General features: G+C 41.7%; 14 protein-coding genes. 1 reads left to right on the forward strand and 13 read right to left on the reverse strand.

Going from position 1 to position 15125, the window contains the following annotated elements; genetic code table 11:
* Window positions 1–31: 31 nt before the first annotated feature.
* From FFM78_RS10890 to rpsO, 9 genes are all read right to left on the reverse strand, one after another.
* Window positions 32–334: a nucleoside triphosphate pyrophosphohydrolase family protein gene (locus FFM78_RS10890; protein WP_137638450.1), complete on the reverse strand. Its 303-nt coding sequence runs from the start codon at window positions 332–334 to the stop codon at window positions 32–34.
* Between the two features lie 30 nt (window positions 335–364).
* Window positions 365–952 (reverse strand): ribosome biogenesis GTP-binding protein YihA/YsxC, encoded by a 588-nt coding sequence (gene yihA / locus FFM78_RS10895; RefSeq protein WP_137638451.1) that lies wholly within the window; start codon window positions 950–952, stop codon window positions 365–367.
* A 303-nt stretch (window positions 953–1255) separates the two neighbouring features.
* The gene (gene clpX / locus FFM78_RS10900; RefSeq protein WP_137638452.1) at window positions 1256–2506 is read right to left on the reverse strand and encodes an ATP-dependent Clp protease ATP-binding subunit ClpX; all 1251 of its coding nucleotides are present in this window, start codon (window positions 2504–2506) and stop codon (window positions 1256–1258) included.
* A gap of 260 nt (window positions 2507–2766) precedes the next feature.
* Window positions 2767–4107, reverse strand: a complete 1341-nt coding sequence (tig, locus tag FFM78_RS10905; RefSeq protein ID WP_137638453.1) for a trigger factor — start codon at window positions 4105–4107, stop codon at window positions 2767–2769.
* A gap of 168 nt (window positions 4108–4275) precedes the next feature.
* A complete protein-coding gene (gene tuf / locus FFM78_RS10910) occupies window positions 4276–5463 on the reverse strand; it encodes an elongation factor Tu (RefSeq protein WP_137638454.1) in 1188 nt (395 codons plus the stop codon).
* 227 nt (window positions 5464–5690) lie between these two features.
* Complete coding sequence (locus FFM78_RS10915) at window positions 5691–6641, reverse strand: hypothetical protein (protein WP_137638455.1); 951 nt, start codon at window positions 6639–6641, stop codon at window positions 5691–5693.
* A gap of 74 nt (window positions 6642–6715) precedes the next feature.
* Complete coding sequence (locus tag FFM78_RS10920) at window positions 6716–8389, reverse strand: ribonuclease J (RefSeq protein WP_171001887.1); 1674 nt, start codon at window positions 8387–8389, stop codon at window positions 6716–6718.
* 39 nt (window positions 8390–8428) lie between these two features.
* On the reverse strand, window positions 8429–9307 hold the full coding sequence (dapA, locus tag FFM78_RS10925; RefSeq protein WP_137638457.1) for a 4-hydroxy-tetrahydrodipicolinate synthase: 879 nt from the start codon (window positions 9305–9307) through the stop codon (window positions 8429–8431).
* A gap of 214 nt (window positions 9308–9521) precedes the next feature.
* On the reverse strand, window positions 9522–9791 hold the full coding sequence (gene rpsO / locus FFM78_RS10930; protein ID WP_137638458.1) for a 30S ribosomal protein S15: 270 nt from the start codon (window positions 9789–9791) through the stop codon (window positions 9522–9524).
* A 398-nt stretch (window positions 9792–10189) separates the two neighbouring features.
* Here rpsO and rpsT point away from each other — a divergent pair, with 398 nt between their 5' ends.
* On the forward strand, window positions 10190–10444 hold the full coding sequence (rpsT, locus tag FFM78_RS10935) for a 30S ribosomal protein S20 (protein ID WP_137638459.1): 255 nt from the start codon (window positions 10190–10192) through the stop codon (window positions 10442–10444).
* Between the two features lie 64 nt (window positions 10445–10508).
* Here rpsT and holA read toward each other — a convergent pair whose 3' ends face one another.
* Genes holA through FFM78_RS10955 form a run of 4 tightly spaced genes read right to left on the reverse strand, consistent with a single transcriptional unit; the run spans window position 10509 to window position 14978 of the window.
* Window positions 10509–11534 (reverse strand): DNA polymerase III subunit delta, encoded by a 1026-nt coding sequence (gene holA, locus FFM78_RS10940; protein WP_137638460.1) that lies wholly within the window; start codon window positions 11532–11534, stop codon window positions 10509–10511.
* A gap of 23 nt (window positions 11535–11557) precedes the next feature.
* Complete coding sequence (locus FFM78_RS10945; RefSeq protein WP_137638461.1) at window positions 11558–13768, reverse strand: DNA internalization-related competence protein ComEC/Rec2; 2211 nt, start codon at window positions 13766–13768, stop codon at window positions 11558–11560.
* Window positions 13769–13780: 12 nt separating this feature from the next.
* Window positions 13781–14266 (reverse strand): ComE operon protein 2, encoded by a 486-nt coding sequence (locus tag FFM78_RS10950; protein WP_137638462.1) that lies wholly within the window; start codon window positions 14264–14266, stop codon window positions 13781–13783.
* Between the two features lie 46 nt (window positions 14267–14312).
* Complete coding sequence (locus tag FFM78_RS10955; RefSeq protein ID WP_137638463.1) at window positions 14313–14978, reverse strand: helix-hairpin-helix domain-containing protein; 666 nt, start codon at window positions 14976–14978, stop codon at window positions 14313–14315.
* Window positions 14979–15125 lie beyond the last annotated feature (147 nt).

A 15125-nucleotide genomic window follows, 5' to 3' on the forward strand; every position in this document is an offset into this window, starting at 1 on the left:
AAAAATACGACCCCCAATGGAGTCGTATTTTTTATTGCTTTTTGATATTCAATTGCTTGCCATAGCGAGCATTTAGCTTAGTAATATTTTGCTTGGCCACTTCTTCAAAGGGAATATTAGCCCACTCGGCTACCTGGGATAAGTACCAAAGCACGTCCCCCATCTCTTTAACCAATTCATCCTGATCAAGGTCTTCACCGTTAAAAGTGTATTTTTTGATCAGGTCAATGACCTCACCGCTTTCACTGGCTAAGCCTAAGGCACAGTTAGTCAAAACCTGTTCATTGCCTAAAAGTGTTCGATTCGCTAATTTTTGATAGTCATTAAATTCCACTGCTGCTCCTCCTTCACGCTTACTGTCTAGCTATTCAGGTAAATGGGCGGTGACCCACTCCCAGATTTGATCGCCACCAAGTCCAGATGTACTGGAAAAAATCACCAAATCATCAGTTTGGTTCAACTGTAACGCCTTTTTGAGTTTGCTTTCACGTTGATTCCATTTACCCCGAGGCACCTTATCGCCTTTAGTGGCAACCACCAAAACAGGCACGCCAAAAAATTTCAAATAATCATACATGGCTAAATCATCCTTAGTGGGTTCATGACGAACATCAATCAACGAAATAACCCCACGCAAAGTTGTCCGTTCCTGTAAATAAGTTTCAATCATTTGGCTAAACTTCTCGCGATCGGTTTTAGAAACCTTGGCGTAGCCATAACCAGGAACATCAACAAAATAGAAGGCCTCATTAAGTTTATAAAAATTAAGTGTCTGCGTTTTACCTGGTGTACTGGATGTTCGAGCCATTTTCTTACGCTGGATCAACTTATTGATCATCGATGATTTGCCGACATTAGAACGGCCGGTCAGCGCTATTTCCGGTAAACCATCAGTGGGATACTGCATTGGTGCCACGGCACTGATCACCAATTCCACATCCTGAATCTGCATTTATTTTTCCTCCACTTCTACTTCTATAACTAAAGTAAGTTGATCCTTACTTATTGACTTCAGCCATGCTTGTCATCATAACAAGGCGGCAGGTAGCATTCATGATCACATCACCATCACTTAAAGTAGTCAATCATCCTAAAACCTAGTTGCGCAGTAGCCGCTTAAGACCAAAGCTTAAGCATGACAAGCAATAAAATTTTACGCCATGATTCCGAATCACTGCTTACTATTTTAGCATACCTTAAGCCAAAAAAAGAAACGATTCAGCTACCCGAATCGTTTCTCCACTAAAATTAAACTTTAAGAAGCTTTCTGATCATCCGTTAAAACTAACTTCGGTTGACCATTGCCTTCGACGGTTGCTTCAGTGATAATCGCTTTACCTACATCATCCCGACTTGGTAAATCAAACATAATATCCATCATCACTTCTTCAATGATCGACCGCAAGCCACGGGCACCTGTATTACGCTCAATAGCTTCATGCGCAATGGCGTGTAAAGCACCAGGTTCAAACTCAAGCTTAACGTCATCTAAACCTAATAGCTTGGTGTATTGCTTAACCAATGCATTCTTAGGTTCGGTTAAGATCCGTACCAAATCATCTTCGGTTAACTTCTCTAATGCAGCCATAATCGGAATCCGTCCAATGAACTCAGGAATCAATCCAAATTTCATTAAGTCTTCTGGAATAACTTGTTGCATCAAGCTCTTCGACTCATCAACACCTTTGGCATCGTGACCTGCAAAACCGATCACTTTGTCCCCGAGCCGTTCCTTAACGATGTTCTCGATCCCATCAAAGGCACCACCGACGATAAAAAGAATATTGGTGGTATCGATCTGAATAAATTCCTGTTGGGGATGCTTACGGCCTCCCTGAGGTGGCACATTGGCGATCGTACCTTCCAAAATCTTCAATAAGGCCTGCTGAACGCCTTCCCCAGAAACATCCCGGGTGATCGAAACATTCTCACTTTTCTTAGCAATTTTGTCGATTTCATCGATGTAAATAATTCCTTTTTGGGCCTTTTCCACATCATAGTCGGCATTTTGCAATAACTTCAAAAGAATATTTTCGACGTCTTCGCCAACATAACCAGCTTCAGTCAGTGTCGTTGCGTCAGCAATGGCAAATGGTACATTTAAGATCCGCGCTAACGTTTGCGCCAAAAATGTTTTACCTGATCCCGTCGGCCCAATCAACGAAATATTACTTTTCTGTAATTCAGTTTCGTTTTCTGATTGAACATCCATTTGATTAACGCGCTTATAATGATTATAAACTGCAACTGCTAAAGCCCGCTTAGCCTCATCCTGGCCAATAACATATTGGTTCAAAATATTTAAAATTTCAACTGGCTTAGGTACTTCGAGTAGATCACTGTAAGCTTCATCTTGAAATTCTTCGTCAATAATTTCCTTACATAAGTCAATGCATTCATTACAGATATAGACACCCGGTCCAGCGACGATCTTCTTCACTTGATCTTGTGACTTACCGCAAAATGAGCAATTGACAGGGCCATCCGTTTCCGTATTGTCGAACACATATATCAACCCCTATTAATTTCGTTAGTTCAATCTTACCTTAATTATCTTCACTTGCCAACGGATATGCCAATCTCTTTGAACAGTGAAAACATTAGCATACCTATTGCCGAAGGTAAAGCAAACTGATTTTAACTAAAAAAATACGCCGCAAAAATCAAGCCTTTAAGTCCTGCGATCATACACTATAAACAGCGTATGTAGCCCGCTAGCCCTTAAAGTAACCTGACTCTTACCGCGCATTGATCATAAAAATTTAATTATTTAGTATTATCTGCATCTGCATCTTCGGCCGTGTCTTTAGCTGGCTTAACGTCAGCAGACTCAACGGCAGCATCGGCAATGATTTCGATTGCTTGCTTGACCCCAATATCGTGGCCTAACATATCGTCGGTCAAAGCATTACGAACAGCTTTGACTTCCATACCATATTCGTCCGCCAAATCCTTAACTTCTTGTTCGATTTGTTCATCAGTTGGCTTGATGCCTTCTGCAGCAACAACGGCTTCTAAAACTAAATTAGTTTTAACGCGTGTTTCTGCATCACTAGCAAATTGCTTACGCAAATCAGCTTCAGAAGTCCCTGTGATCTGGTAATACATTTTCGGTTCAATACCTTGGCGTTGCATGTTGCCCAAGTACTGATCCATTTGCCGTTGCACTTCTTCATCGATCATAGCTTGCGGAATATCTTGAACCGTTGCATTGTTGACAGCCGCTTCGATAGCAGCATCTTGAACGGCAGCAGTTGCAGCATCATCCTTCTTGTCCTGTAGATCCTTACGAACTTTGTCCTTTAACTCAGCCAAAGTATCAACGTTTTCGTCAACATCTTTAGCAAATTCATCGTCAAGATCAGGTAATTCCTTTGACTTAACTTCATGGATCTTAGTCGCAAAGATCGCATCTTTACCCGCTAAATCCTTAGCTTGATAATCTTCAGGGAAAGTGACCTTGACTTCAATATCTTCATCAGCTTTATGACCGATCAATTGATCTTCAAAGCCAGGGATGAATGAGTTTGAGCCTAAAACTAAGGAGTAGTTATCAGCAGAACCGCCTTCAAAGGCCTCACCGTCAACAGTTCCCTTGTAATCAATAACTACTGTATCGCCAGATTCAGCAGCGCCGTCTTCTTTAAGGACTAACTCAGCCTGTTGTTGTCGTTTGCTTTCAAGATCGGCATCAACGTCTTCATCAGTTACCGTACGGTTTTGTTCAGGAACTTTCATGCCTTTGTAGTCACCTAAAGTAACTTCAGGTTTAACCGTAACTTTAGCCACGATCACCCAAGGCTTGTCAGCTTCCATGCTGTCAACGTCAATATGTGGTTGATCAACAGGTTCGATTTTAGTTTCATCGATTGCTTGTTGATAAGCATCTGGTAAAAGAATATTTAACGCATCTTCATATAAAGCTGATTCACCATACATTGAATTAAAGACTTGCCGTGACACTTTACCTTTACGGAAGCCTGGAACATTAAGTGTTTTCTTAACACGGGTAAACGCTTGGTCTAAACCTTGTTTAATTTTTGTTTGATCAATTTCAAAGGTTAATTCGCCATCAGTAGCGCCTTTTTTTTCCCATTTTGCTGCCATTACTTTCCCTCCGGAATCTTAATTTTTCTCAATTAATTATTGCATACTTTGTTATTCTACCGTAGTTCAGCGGTCTTGTAAATCTTTCTCACTAAAAAAGCCATTATGGACCGCTTTTTAGGTATAAAAAAACTCGGAGCCAAGCTCCGAGTTAGAAATAAGCAAAACTTATTCGTCGATTTCGGTTACGACACCGGCACCAACTGTACGGCCGCCTTCACGAACCGTAAATTTAGTTCCTTTTTCGATCGCAACTGGTTCGATCAAATCAACTGAAAATTCAACGTTATCGCCTGGCATAACCATTTCAACGTTTTCTGGTAATTGGATAACACCAGTAACGTCAGTTGTATGGAAGTAGAACTGAGGACGATAGTTGGAGAAGAATGGTGTATGACGGCCACCTTCATCCTTGCTCAAGATATAAACTTGACCCTTGAACTTGTCATGAACTTTGATTGAACCTGGTTTAGCCAAAACTTGGCCACGTTCAACTTGATCACGGTTAACACCACGAAGCAAGACACCAACGTTATCGCCGGCTTCACCAAAGTCCAAAGTCTTACGGAACATTTCCAAACCAGTAACAGTTGATTTAACAACTTCTGGCTTCAAACCAAGAATTTCAACTTCGTCACCGATCTTAACCATACCACGATCGATACGACCTGAAGCAACAGTACCACGACCAGTGATCGTGAAGACATCTTCGACAGGCATTAAGAATGGTAAGTCGTTGTTACGTTCTGGAGTTGGAATATATTCATCAACAGCATCCATTAATTCCATAATATGAGCTTCTTCTTCTTTGTCGCCTTCAAGCGCCTTCAAAGCAGAACCACGGATAAATGGAATATCATCACCAGGATAATCGTATTCTGATAATAATTCACGTGTTTCCATTTCAACTAAGTCGATCAATTCTGGATCATCAACTAAGTCAGTTTTGTTTAAGAATACAACAATGTATTCAACACCAACCTGGCGAGCTAATAAGATATGTTCGCGGGTTTGTGGCATTGGACCATCAGTTGCGGCAACGACTAAGATCGCACCGTCCATTTGTGCAGCACCAGTGATCATGTTCTTGATGTAATCAGCATGGCCTGGCGCATCAATATGCGCATAATGGCGCTTTTCAGTTTCATATTCAACGTGGGCAGTGTTGATTGTAATACCACGTTCACGTTCTTCTGGAGCTGAATCAATAGCTGCAAAGTCAGTTAATTTAGCCAAACCTTTTTCAGCTAAAATCTTTGAAATTGCTGCTGTTGTAGTAGTCTTCCCGTGATCAATATGGCCGATAGTACCGATATTAACATGGGGTTTTGTTCTTTCATAATGTTCTTTTGCCATTAATGAAACCTCCTGTATTTTCGCAAGAATAGTTCGCCATCAAAATTGTTAATGCCGATAATCCTTTACTATTTATTATACAACTTCCACTGTCAAAAGCCAAGTCTGGCTTGCCTTTTCACAAGGAAGAATCCATTTAGATATTATATAGGCTTACGTCAACTTTGTAAACACCTTTGCTTAATAATTTCAATTTTTTCAGTATTTTTTCATTTATTTCGCTAAAATCATTCACTTAAGCGTTGGGTCAGCTCTGTAAAGCGTTGCAACCAATCACGCACCTGGGCCACTGCCGACGAAGAAAATTGAGCTAGTAAGGCCGACTCATCCGCATAATTCGCCAAATAAACGGCCACCCAAACGGCTACCGGTGTGAGCACCTTTTCCGCAAATGGGTACAAGTATGCGGCATGTAACGTTAACTCACCAACTAAATTTTGACTGCGTACTGGATCGGCCGCTAAATGCGTCAGCAGTTGTGAACGCAGGGTTCGCACGCTGGCCGTTTCAGTTATCGCCGCTAAATCAGCCGGTACCACCGCATGAAGTCGTTCATCCAGCCATAAATAATCCACTGTCGTCGGACAGCCTAATTGCCGTAACTCATCTAAAAAATTGGCTCGTACTAACGGATGAACATAAAGATCAGTTAGTACGCGGCGGCTGGCCTGAATAAATTCGGTCTGCGGTAAATGCTGCGCACGCTTAGCTAGGTCAGTTTGGGCATAAAGCGGTAGTGCACTCAATTGATACAAGCCCTTTTGTAATTCTTGAATTTGCTGCTGGGCTTGTTGCCGGTATAAATCTTCGGCTTGCTCAACGGCCTGTAATTGTTGCTGCCAAAAAGCTGCTGGTAATTCAGTTGGTTGCAACTGGCAAACTTTACGGGCACCAATAAAATTATGTGTGCGCAACAATGCCTGTAAATACAACGGACAATTAGTGCCACTGGCTAAGTAGTCTTCAGCCTTTTCTTGAGCAAGGCTAGCCGCCTGCTGGTACTGCTCATCCGCTAATAAGGCTGTTACTAAAACAATATTAACGGCGAAGGTCTGTTGTAACGCATAGGCCGCCTGCAAATGCGCAATTGCCACCGACCACTTTTTCTGCGCAATCGCGGCCTGACCAAGCTGGACTAAGTGCCGAAAATTATTGGGAAAAGGGATCTGTTCACCCATTAGTCACCCTCCTATTTGCCAAAATAATATGGGTCAAAAGTGGCATGACTGTCAACTTTTTGACCCACATTAATTTATTGCTTATTTGCGGTATGCCGCCGATTTTGGTTCACTTCCATGATCACCGGTAAAATCACTGGCCGCCGTTTCGTTTGTTCAAATAAATAACCACTTAATGCTTCCCGAATATCCTGTTTTAGATGACCCCAATCAAATTCCTTATTGTCCAAATTATCCTGAACAGTTTTAGTCACCAGGTTAGCACTTTCATTGATCAAATCACGACTGGTTTTAATATAAACAAACCCGCGCGTTGTAATTTTAGGATGCGAAACAATGGTTCGTTTCTTGCGGTTGATCGTGATCACCGCAACAAAAATACCATCTTCAGATAAAACTTTCCGATCCCGCAAAACGATATTACCAATATCACCGACCCCGATGCCATCGATCATCGTATTACCGACTTCGATCTGATTAGCTAAATGCATCTGATGTTTCTGGTAATCTAACACATCACCTTTGCTGGTAATGAAAATATTTTCAAACGGAATGCCAGTTTCATGGGCAATATTTGCATGCGCCGCTAGCAGTCGATACTCACCTTGTACTGGAACCAAATAAGTCGGCTTGATCAAGTTGATCATCAATTGTAAATTGTTTTTATTGCCGTGACCGGAAACGTGAATCTCATCACTGATCGCCTTAACTTCACCGCCGGCCCGATAAATCATATCCTTGGTTTTGGCAACCGTTGTTTCCATCGCGTGGGAAGGTGTCGTTGTAATATAGACCAGATCCCCAGCCTTAATTCTGATCAGGCGGTGGCGATTAGTTGCCATTCGTTGCAATGCCTTGATCGGTTCGCCCATTTTACCGGTTTCCAGGATCACCGTTTTTTCTGGCGCCAATTTAGGTAGATCTTTAGTTGGCACTAAAATATCTGGACTAGGCAAAGTTAATCGCTTCAAATGCATCGCTGTGCGCACGATTTTTTCTAAATCGCGCCCCGTTAAAACAACTTTACGGTCTGACTTTGCGGCTGCATCGATCACCTGCTGGATCCGGGCAATATTAGAAGCAACTGCTGCTGCAATGATTCGCCCACTATGATATTGGAAAGTATCCAAAATATTAGCGGCAATATCACGTTCACTGGCCATTTCATATGGAGATTCTGCATTTGCAGAATCACTTAGCAAAGCCAAAACATTGCTTTGACCAATTTCAGCCAAACGCGCAAAATCACTTTGATATTCCGGAGTCGCTGATTGATCAAACTTGAAATCACCGGTATAAACCACATTACCGACATTGGTTTCAATAACGATTCCTAGTGAATCTGGAATTGAATGGGTCGTTTTAAAGAATGACACTGTTGCTCGTCCAAAATCAATTTTTGTATCTTTATTGATCACGTGGAAGTCTTTAAAATTTTTAGTCTGCTTATCAGCATTAACGTTCAATTTGGCCAAGGCAATGGTTAATTCAGAACCAAAAACTGGCACTGGATGCTGTTTAACAAAATATGGTAAAGCGCCGATAGCATCCGCATGGCCGTGGGTCAAAAAGATACCGACTACCCGGTCAATATTTTCTTCTAAATATGAAAAGTCTGGAATAACAACATCGATCCCCAGTAACTCATTTTCCGGGTACATCAAGCCGCAATCCAAAATATAAATCTCATCATCCACTTCCACAACGTACATATTTTTACCATTTTCACGTACGCCGCCTAAAGGCATGATTTTTACATGACTACTCAATTACTTCACCTCGTTTTCTCAAAGATCTAAAATATTTAATAAGCGTTCTTGTTCAGTTTGATCAGGCATGACTAGCGGTAGGCGAACACCACCAACAGGAACACCAATATGCGCTAAAGCCGCCTTAACTGGTCCTGGTGATGGTTGTGCAAATAGCTGCTGTCCCTTAGGCAGTAACTGCCGCATCGTTGCAGCGGCCGTTTTAAGATCACCTTGTGCTAGCTCAGTATACATCTGGGTGATCTGTTGACCAAATAAATGGCTGCTGACCGAAACGACCCCTTGTGCGCCGATTGTTTTAGCCGCAAATGCATATTCATCCTCGCCAGTAAATACATAAAATTCATGATCTTGGCTGCCTTCAACTAAAGCGGCCAAATTGGTGATGCCTGTACAATCTTTGATGCCGATCACATTCGGCAACAGTGACAAATGTAAGGCAGTAGCCACTGACATGGCCACCCCAGTTCGTGACGGAATATTGTAGATCAGAATTGGTAGTCCGCCTTGTTCGCTGACCGCCTGATAGTGGGCATAAAGGCCGGCCTGATTAGGTTTATTGTAATAAGGCACTACAACTAGTGCGGCCGTAATGCCCGCAATTGCAGCCGTTTGTTTAGTAAAAGCAATGGTCGCTGCCGTATCATTACTACCAGTATTGGCAATGATCGGTACTCGTCCCGCCACTAAACGTACCGTTTCTTTAAATAATGCTAACTTTTCTGTCGGTGTTAACGTGGGACCTTCACCGGTTGTACCGCCAACTAAAATTGCTTCAGTCCCTGTAGCCAGCAAATGGTCAACCAAAACAGCTAACCGTTCAAAACTCACCGCACCCTCATCGTCAAATGGTGTTACCATCGCTGTAATCAGCGAAACGCTTTTTAAAGAATCCATAAAGTCCTCCCCCGAATCACTAATTTCTTATCGCCTATTAAGAAAATTAGTTGTTAGCAAATGCTTATTAAATCGTTCTAGTCCTTAAGAATAATTTTATTCTATGATACCACAAAAAAACGGCGCCGACATTATGGTGCTGATCGTCAGCCACGTTAATTGTAATAAAAAAAGATGTAGTAAGTTTATATTACCACATCTAAATGCTTAATGCTTAACGACGTAAGCCTAAGCTTTGGATCAATTCACGGTAACGTTGTAAGTCAGTCTTACGTAAGTAAGCCAACAAGTTACGCCGATGACCAATTTTTTTCATCAAACCACGATAAGAATGATAATCCTTCTTATGCACACGAATATGTTCGTTCAATGTGTTGATTTCTTCAGTTAGTACAGCGATTTGTACTTCAGTTGAACCAGTATCGCCTTCATGCCGAGCAAATTTAGCGATAACTTCGTTTTTACGTTCTTGAGAAATTGCCATGTTTTCCACACCTTTCACTAATATAAAATGCCCATAACTGAGTAAAACGTTGGTGATTCGTTAAACCAAGTTCGGGGTTTGTGCTAAGCACGCTCTATACTTTACTAGAAAAAAGTTTAAATTGCAAGTCAAATTACGTTGAGATCCAACAACGTCTAAAAACAAACACCACGACTTAACTTAATTATTTAATTTAAGTAGTAGCTAGTTGCACATTGCTTGATTCTCGACTATGGTAAGAATAGTTATTCTGACTATACAGTTAACAACGCTCAAATATAGCTAGTCAAGTTAATTTACTTTACAACTTTTTATTGCAAATTAGCCAAGTCTTCTGTATAATTAGCAACGTTGAAAAAATGCAATTAATGTAATTTGCTAACACGGAGGTGACATCAATGCCTAACATTAAATCAGCAATCAAACGTGTTCGCACAAACGAAAAAGCGAACGCACAAAACACTTCACAAATTAGCGCGATGCGTACAACCATCAAACAATTTGAAACCGCACAAGCTGCCGGTGCCGAAAACACTGAAGCTTTATACCGCGACGCCGTTCGTTCAATCGATATGGCTGCTTCTAAAGGTTTAATTCATGCTAATAAGGCTGGCCGTGACAAATCACGTTTAGCTAAATTATTAGCTAAATAAATAACCAAAAAAAGACTGAGAATCAATTTTCTCAGTCTTTTTTTATACTTTTATACCCTTGGCCTTAGGCTACGCTTTGGCTAAATTGTAGCATAAACAATTGAAACAATAGCTCTGGTGCTTGTTGGCTGGTTTTTAACTTGTATTCCAAATCGATCAGGCCTAAATAGGCTTGCCGTAAAGCGCTTTGTTGAAATTTGCGTGCTTGATTGATTGCCAATTTTATCCGGTATGGGTGGGCGTGTAGGACTTTGGCCAGCTCGCCCTGACTATAACCACTGCGTTGCAAAATTTTCACTTGCAATAAAAGGCGAAATTGACTGACTAAAATAGCGTTTAGCTTAAGTGGTTCTTCTTTTTGCAACACTAATTGATGATACAAGGTCAATGCTTGGGCCACATTATGCCCCATCACTGCATCCACCAAGGTAAAAACATTTTGCTCTAGGCTTTGGGTCACTAATTGCTGTACTGCAGTTAAAGTGATCTGATGATCTTGCAACGCATAAAGTGCTAGCTTGGTTAATTCAGCCATCATTAATGATAAATTAGCCTCTGTTCGCGCAATTAATAATTTTAATGCTGCAGGCTCAATAGTTAATTGTTGTGCTTTTAAATAAGTACGCACATATTGTTGCGCTTGTTGCTCAGATAAGGGTTGCACATCAACTAAGGTCGCCTGTTTTTTTAGCGTTTTGGTCACCTTTTTACGTTCATCTAATTTAGCGTAAGCCGCAAAAATAACTAGTGTCGTCGTTTGGGGCGGATCATTCAGGTAGGTCAAAAAGCTAGCGACATCATGAACAACTTTGGCTTGTTTGCTTTCTGCCGTTAAGAAAATTGGATTTTCAACAAAAACCAACCGCCGTTCACCAAAAAAAGGGGCCGACATGGCATCATCTAACGCCGTTGCCAATGGTGTCACTGCTAGATCATAATTACCAAAATTCATTGTCATTTCATCGGATGACAACAATTTTTGTAATGCTGTTTTCACCTGATCGATCAAATGGCTTTCTGTACCTTGAACTAAATAAATCGAAGCCGGTTTTTGTTGCTTTAACTGTTTAAGTAGTGTGGGAACATCCATAATAATTTTGTTTCCTTTCTCGCTTAGGGTAAGAAATAATGCCAAGTATCATTGAAATACCAAGTGATCATACCCGCTTCAGCCGTATTAACATACGGAATTCCTGCCGCTTTAAAACGGGCCAACGTTTCCGCATGGGGGTGGCCATAGCGGTTCTGCCGACCAGCGGAAATGATTACCTTTTGCGGATGAACTGCCGCTAAAAACGCGGCGTTAGATGAAGTTTTACTACCGTGATGCCCTGCCTTTAAATAATGGGCTGGAAGTGGTCCCTTGGCAATCAATTCAGTCTCACCGGCCGCTGGTAGATCGCCAGTAAATAACCAAATCTTGCCATTTAATTCAAGCCGCAGCACCAAAGAATCTTCATTAGTGCCGCTGCCAGGACTAGCAGGTGCTAACACCTGACAAGGGAAGTCAGTTATACTAGTAGCTTGACCCTGTAATAACGGTTGCCATTTAGTTTGGTGCCGATAAGGCCAAATACGTTGCTGAAAATGTTGATTCTGTTCCATCCCCGCAGGAAAGGCAACTTCTCCGACATTAACTGCTTGTAAGATAGCCGGTAAATCGCCAATATGGTCAGTATCCTGATGGCTTAAAAAAACGTGATCAAGATGACTAATACCCTGACTTTTTAAATACGGAATAATGATCTGCTCTGCGCGGGTCCGGCTGGCCTTACGCTGCCAAGCCGCCTGATTGAAGTGCAGCTTCCCGCCTGTATCAATCAAAGTCACTTCCCGATGCCACGGCGTTTCGATCAAAATACTATCTCCTTGACCAATATCAAAAAAAACAACCCGGCCTTGCATCGGAAAATGCAACCAACAAAAACCGCCTAGATAAAGGCAACCTAGCACCAAATAATATTTAAAAGGCCGCGAACTACACCACGCAAAAAATAAACACAACAGACAACTAACGGCCAGTATTGCAGGTAAACGTCCATACGTCAGCATTAACTCAGGGCGTGCAAACCACCCCAGAAATTTCTGTAACCCAACGAATCCAGCGTTGATCACCCACCCTAATAATGGTAAAAAGCGATAGGTCAAGCTACCTAGTAGGGTAAAGGGTAAGATCACATACGAAAATACCGGCATCACTAATAAATTTAAAATAATGGTCAACCAATGCCATTCATAAACATGATAAAGTAGCAATGGCAAACTAAGCAGATTAAGGCGTAAAGTTCGTTGCCATTCATTGGTCTGCTGCAAAAACAGTAAGGCAAAAGACAGCAAATAGGACAACTGTCCACCTAAACTGAAAAATAAATATGGTCGGTATAATAGATTAACCAATACCACAAATGAAAAGCAATCTAATGCGGCCACTTGCAAGCGAAAATGGCGATTAAACACATGTAGCCAGCATAAAAGCGCTGCCCGCAACAAACTCGTCGTTGCTCCAGCAAACAAAGCATAAAGTGGCAGAAGCAGCAGTAAGCACCATTCTGTCCTTTCCCGAGTCCAATGCAAGCGTAATAAACAGACCTGCAATAGATTGGCAAAATAATACACATGCAGTCCGGATAGACTAAACAAATGAATCAGTCCAAGCTGTTTAAATAACTCGCCAACCGATTTAAAGCCAGCATCCTGATAACCAAGGATCAAACTACGATAGTATTGGCCTAATTGATCAGGTAATTGATAGGAACGTAAAATTAAGCTTTGACGAAATTCATGTAACTTGGTCAAAAAAGTCGGTGGCGGCCGCTTGATGCTGTTGATTTCAGTGATCGTTAAACTATAAAAAATTCGCTTTTGCTGCTTCAGGTATGCGCTATAGTCAAATTCAGCTTCATTAGTTGCCGGCCGCACTGGCTGATAATCACCTGTTACACCTAACTTAAGCGTCTGCCGCTGGTGTTGCCAATAATGTTGTGCCTTGCGATCCGGTAAATAATAAAAAGCTTGCACCCGGTGTTGTGTTCCAACAACCTTTGCCGTCAGTCGTAATTGATCGCCGGCCACCGTGCATTCATCAGGATAAACCAATAATGTATGTTGTTGCGGTAATACCGGGACTTGCCGGCGATAATGATCATAATAGCAGGTAAAGGCTACTGCTAAAAGTAACGTCATCCAGATCAAACGAGGTTGCTTAGTGGCTAATAACCGCACTAAAAACCCTAAAACGATTAACCATACCCACCAGTAGGTACTTAATATTGCAAACGAAAGTGCAGTAGCTAAACTGGCTAAAAAGATCCAATTATTACGCACTAAATAAAAATACTATTCCAATAATTGGTTAAGCTTATATTGATCAAAAGCAGTTGCACCTAACTGGATTTGCTTTAAAGTAACTCCAGATTTTTTAATTAATGCTTGTGCGTACTCATCATCATGATAATCCTTTAAATAATTGATTGCTTTGATCCCGGCTTGAATCAGCATCTTAGTGCATTGCAAACAAGGAAAATGCGTAACATAAATTTCTGCCCCTTCTGTGGCGGCACCAAATTTAGCACATTGTAAAATTGCGTTCATTTCGGCATGAATCGTCCGTAAACAATGACCATCCACTAGATAACAACCAACATCAAGACAGTGTTCATCACCAGAAACTGAACCATTATAGCCGCTAGCAATCACGCGGCGATCACGAACAATTGCTGCCCCGACTGTTGCTCGCGGACAAGTACTGCGCGACGAGGTTAATACTGCCTGCAGCATAAAATACTGATCCCATGGCATTCGTTTGGTTGCAACATGATTCATACTAAGACCTCACTTTTTGTTTGGTTACAGTATACCAAATTTATTACTAGACCGTAATGCTATCCTTTAAGCTATCAAAAGTTTTATCACCGATCCCTGAAACTTTTTTTAAATCTTCTGGTTGTTGAAAACCACCTTGTTCGGTACGAAATTGAATGATGAGTTCTGCCTTCTTTTGACCAATACCAGTCAACTGCTGTAATTCCTCCGCCGTTGCTGTATTTAAATTGACCAAAGCACCAGAAGCACCAGTACCTTCAGTACTAGCAGTTTCTGACGCCACTGCCGGCGTAGCTGTGGCCGGTGCAGCATATTCTGGTGGAACTTCTTCGCCCACTTTAGGAATAAACACAACTTGCTGATCACTGACCTGCTGGGCTAAATTAATCTGCTGTTGATCGGCATCGGTGGCTAACCCACCGGCTAAACGCACAACGTCAAACAAACGTGTATTGGCACTGACTTGATAAATCCCCGGCTTTTTAACCGCACCCTTAACGTCAACAAAGCCTGCTGTGTTGGAAGCTGGTGGTGTTGTGCTGGTACTTGTGGCCGCTGTCGTGGCGGAGCTGCTAGTGAAGACGGCCGCGTTATTGGTTTTAGGTATTGCTGGCCGTAACATGAAAAATAACCCGCTGGCGATTCCCACCAGTAGTAAACCGATCACGCCTAAATACCAATAACGTTTTACCCATGTTTGCCAATCAAACATACTATTCACCTCCATTTGTCCTACTAATCATAAGTTACGCAAAAAAAGGGCTCTATACTTTTTCCTGTTGATCGTTTACAAAGTGGTAAGCTATTAACAGGATTTTTTGTGCAAAAAAGAGCCCACAGCCCCCATCCAAAAAATCCA

The sequence above is a fragment of the Loigolactobacillus binensis genome, from assembly GCF_005405165.1.
Lineage (GTDB): Bacteria > Bacillota > Bacilli > Lactobacillales > Lactobacillaceae > Loigolactobacillus > Loigolactobacillus binensis.

What these genes read in the sequence shown, in the direction of transcription:
- FFM78_RS10950 (WP_137638462.1), bottom strand. Translation starts at nt 14,266, where the DNA reads ATGAATCATGTTGCAACCAAACGAATGCCATGGGATCAGTATTTTATG.
- tuf (WP_137638454.1), bottom strand. Translation starts at nt 5,463, where the DNA reads ATGGCAAAAGAACATTATGAAAGAACAAAACCCCATGTTAATATCGGT.
- rpsO (WP_137638458.1), bottom strand. Translation starts at nt 9,791, where the DNA reads ATGGCAATTTCTCAAGAACGTAAAAACGAAGTTATCGCTAAATTTGCT.
- rpsT (WP_137638459.1), top strand. Translation starts at nt 10,190, where the DNA reads ATGCCTAACATTAAATCAGCAATCAAACGTGTTCGCACAAACGAAAAA.
- tig (WP_137638453.1), bottom strand. Translation starts at nt 4,107, where the DNA reads ATGGCAGCAAAATGGGAAAAAAAAGGCGCTACTGATGGCGAATTAACC.
- yihA (WP_137638451.1), bottom strand. Translation starts at nt 952, where the DNA reads ATGCAGATTCAGGATGTGGAATTGGTGATCAGTGCCGTGGCACCAATG.
- holA (WP_137638460.1), bottom strand. Translation starts at nt 11,534, where the DNA reads ATGGATGTTCCCACACTACTTAAACAGTTAAAGCAACAAAAACCGGCT.
- dapA (WP_137638457.1), bottom strand. Translation starts at nt 9,307, where the DNA reads ATGGATTCTTTAAAAAGCGTTTCGCTGATTACAGCGATGGTAACACCA.
- FFM78_RS10955 (WP_137638463.1), bottom strand. Translation starts at nt 14,978, where the DNA reads ATGTTTGATTGGCAAACATGGGTAAAACGTTATTGGTATTTAGGCGTG.
- FFM78_RS10915 (WP_137638455.1), bottom strand. Translation starts at nt 6,641, where the DNA reads ATGGGTGAACAGATCCCTTTTCCCAATAATTTTCGGCACTTAGTCCAG.
- FFM78_RS10920 (WP_171001887.1), bottom strand. Translation starts at nt 8,389, where the DNA reads ATGCCTTTAGGCGGCGTACGTGAAAATGGTAAAAATATGTACGTTGTG.